This window comes from Desulfosarcina sp. (genome assembly GCF_046496365.1).
Classification (GTDB): Bacteria; Desulfobacterota; Desulfobacteria; order Desulfobacterales; family Desulfosarcinaceae; genus Desulfosarcina.
The window spans coordinates 1-3,533 of the sequence record NZ_JAWOHB010000056.1; the positions used below are offsets into that span (position 1 = coordinate 1).

General features: G+C 54.6%; 2 protein-coding genes and 1 pseudogene. All 3 read right to left on the reverse strand.

Translation table 11 applies throughout. The features are described from left to right. Positions 1-261, reverse strand: a pseudogene (locus R6V78_RS04330) (hydroxylamine reductase); the annotation flags it as partial. Between the two features lie 114 nt (positions 262-375). Beyond that, a complete protein-coding gene (locus R6V78_RS04335; protein ID WP_410288105.1) occupies positions 376-2,646 on the reverse strand; it encodes a nitric-oxide reductase large subunit in 2,271 nt (756 codons plus the stop codon). 328 nt (positions 2,647-2,974) lie between these two features. Further along, positions 2,975-3,533: hemerythrin domain-containing protein (locus R6V78_RS04340; RefSeq protein WP_410288106.1), on the reverse strand; the 559-nt coding region annotated here is incomplete at its 5' end.

Here is a 3,533-nt window from a genome sequence, read left to right on the forward strand (position 1 = left end):
GCCGTCGGTGACCATGGCGCTAAAGCGGGCATCGTCCCAATTGGCGTTGGTGATGGTGGCAAACAGGCTCTGGGCCACAAAATCATCGTTGGTGCGATCGGCGGCACCCAGTTCCTTGAGTTTTTCACCGTAAACCGAGATTCCCTTGAGTACAAAGATCAGCAGGTCCTGAAGGTTGGCGGTTTCCTCCGGCTTGCCGCAGACGCCTTTGACGGTGCAGCCGGTGTTCTTGGCGGTTTCCTGACATTGAAAACAGAACATGATGCATTTCCTTTCGTTTAGTGGTGGTACGGTTATGCCTTGGCAGCGCGTCATAAGACTTCCATGGTATCATTTGGTTTCTTCCCACACATTGCGTTGAACAGCTCGATTTTGTCAGACCTTCCTTATCTTCAGGTAGGTCAAACCAGAAGCAATCACCATCGGCAACACACCTAAAAAAATCAAGATTACGTGCGACGGCATGCTGGCCCATTCCAGCAACCGAATCCGGTCCTGCCCGATGAATTCAAGACTGCGAGCATGCCAGTATCCATTTTCGAGGACATCCCAGATCTGCAAAACACCCACCGGGAACAAGTTGGTGATCACCATCAGGGCCAGACCGACGTTCAATCCCCAAAAAGAGACCTTGATGAACTTTTCCGGCACCGTCCACTGCTCGTCCGTCAGCACGTGGCGCAGGCCCAACACAACCAGCGCCATGGCCAACATGCCGAAAGCGCCCAACAAGGCGGCATGGCCGTGGTTCAGTGTCAATATGGTGCCGGCTTCAAAGTAGCTTACCACCGGCATGTTGATCAGGAATCCGAAGATGCCTGCGCCCACAAAATTCCAGAAGCCGACTGCCATGAGAAAATAAAACGCCCATTTGTTCGGAATGGTTTTGCTCGGCTGACCTTTGGGTCCCTTGGTCCCGGTCAACCGGATAAAGTCCCAAGCGTCAAGCGTTAGAATGGTGAGCGGAACCACTTCGAGCGCCGAAAACATGGCTGCCAGCGCCATCGTAAAGTTGGCCTGCCCCGTCCAGTACCAGTGGTGCGCAGTGCCGATAATACCACCGGCCAGAAAAAGGATGGCGTCCATGTAAATGACCCGCACTGCGTTGATACGCCGGACGACACCCAACTGGTAGAAGGTGACCGCGACCAGGACGGTTACAAACAGCTCAAAAAAGCCTTCCACCCACAAGTGGATGATCCAGAAGCGCCAGGTGTCGACGACCGTGAAGTTGGTGGTGCTGCCGAAAAAGAAGGCCGGCAGGTAGAAAATAGGAATGGCGGCGGCCCCCCCCATGAACAGCAGCGCGATTTCTTTGCGCTCGGGATCCTTCATGGCCGGTGCGATGGCCCGGTATAGCAGCCATATCCAGAAGCTGAATCCGATGACCAGGATGATCTGCCAGAACCGCCCCAGTTCGAGAAATTCCCAGCCCTGATGTCCGAACCAGGACCAGAATTGGCCGAATACCTGGTGAATGCCGAGCAACTCACCCAGCAGGCTTCCGACCACCAGCACGACCAGCGCCCAAAACAACATGTGAACGCCCACTGAATGCCTGCGAGGCTCCTTTTGACCCACTGAGGAAGCGAGCAACAGGCCGCCCGCAATGTAGGCGGTGGCGATCCAAAAGAGCGCCAGTTGGAGGTGCCACGAGCGCAAAATATTGCTCGGCAGATACTGGGCCAGATCGATGCCGTAAAAATCCCCGGGTTCTGCACGGTAGTGCGCCAGCGCGCCACCGATCGTGACCTGCGCCAGGAAGAGCAGCGCCACGATGACGAAATACTTTATAGTCGCTTTCTGACCGGCGGTGACGTCCCCGGGCAACATGTGAGGATGAACGTCTTGGGATTTGCCCTTCCAGCCCAGATAGTCGAACCTGCCGAAAGTAAACAGTACCAGAGCGAGGCCTGCCAGCAGCATGGCAACACTCAAAGCGCTCCAGAGAAGGGCATCGGCGGTCAAAAGGTTGCCGACCATCGGGTCATAAGGAAAGTTGTTGGTATAGGAGTAAGGCTTGTCCGGGCGGTTGGCGACACTGGCCCAGGCCGTCCACGCAAAAAACGCTGTCAGCTGACGGATCTCTTCAGGGTCGTTGATGTATTTGCTCGGGAGCCCCGCGTTGGTTGTCGGCTGCAGAAAATAGTCGGTCCAGAACTGGCGCTGCCGTTGGTAGGAGGTTTTTTCGGCATCCAGGAACATCAATTGACCCGTTGCGGGGTCGTAGCGGTTTTCCTTGAGAAGCGTGGCGACCCGAGCGTCGACCCGCGACCGCTGATCCGCATCGAGTAACGCCAAGTCGGCGTTAAACTCCTTCCGGGCAATCGCATTGCCGGTATCGAGCGCCAGATCGTGAAGGTATGCCGCGGAAAAATCCGGTCCCAGATACGAGCCGTGGCCCCAGATGGAGCCGTTTTGCATCAATGCGTACTTTAAAAACACTTCCTGGCCGGATTCGATGTCTGCCCGGTTGAAGATGACGGCCCCGGCGGAGTCGACCACGCTTTCCGGGACCGGGGGGGCATATCGGTAAGCTTGGACCGACATGAAGATTAAGACCGCCATGCCGCAAACAAAAACCATTACCACGCTGCGACGCCACCACGGAGAAAGTGCTTTGGTGACAGGAAGCTGCTCTTTCATTTTGCCCCCCCGCTTAAAGGATAAATGTGGGATGACGAAGAAAAGGAAAAACTCCGCTTGATGAACCTCGAATCAGGTCGCAGGGTTGTGAAGATTGCTTCGGTGCACACCTACCTCTCTTGCCGCCTTGAAACAGCGCTATCAGCCGCGAATCATCACCAGTAACATTCTTGAGCTTTTCCACCGCATGCAGCGCGAGAAGCACGTTGGCAGGCACGACCAGCATTTCACCTGCATTGACCGTGGATGTCCTATCACCGATTGTGATGTCAGCCCTTCCGTCCATATTCCTTCGAGCTTATTTGATATCCTTGCCGCAACCGATATCTTACTTCAGGTAGGCACCTTCCAGATGATCTATCATCTTATGGAACTCCTCATGCTTGCCGGCACCGATTTTCTGAGTCTCAATTATCTCAAACCCCTTGAGCAACTCGGCCAGCTTCGCTGCGGAGAGCTGTTTTTCAGCCAGAGGGAACAAGACGGTGTTCTCTTTGTCGATATGCTGATCCAATAGAGAGATGTAATCCCTGGCGGTACGGGTGAAATCGAAGGCCGCAGAGGCTGCCCCCGACTTGAATTGAGAAATGGCGGTCTTCATTTTTTGCACGTAATCACGTCCCTGTTGATGTTCTTTGAGCATGACGCCGATGGGCCCCTTGTCCCGTCCGACACCGATCTGCTCCAGCGCTGGGAAGAGCAACTCCTCCTCTTTCCCATGATGGCATTTGTCCACAAATACCGTGAAAAACTCCAACAGGTGATCCACGCCGCGTGGATCATCCATCTTGCCGGAAAGTTCGACCTTCTGGCAAATTCTGTCCAGCACCTTGAGAGTCAACTTGACTGCATCGTGTTCCATTCTCAATTCTTGAATTGCCTTCATG

What these genes read in the sequence shown, in the direction of transcription:
- R6V78_RS04335 (WP_410288105.1), bottom strand. Translation starts at nt 2,646, where the DNA reads ATGAAAGAGCAGCTTCCTGTCACCAAAGCACTTTCTCCGTGGTGGCGT.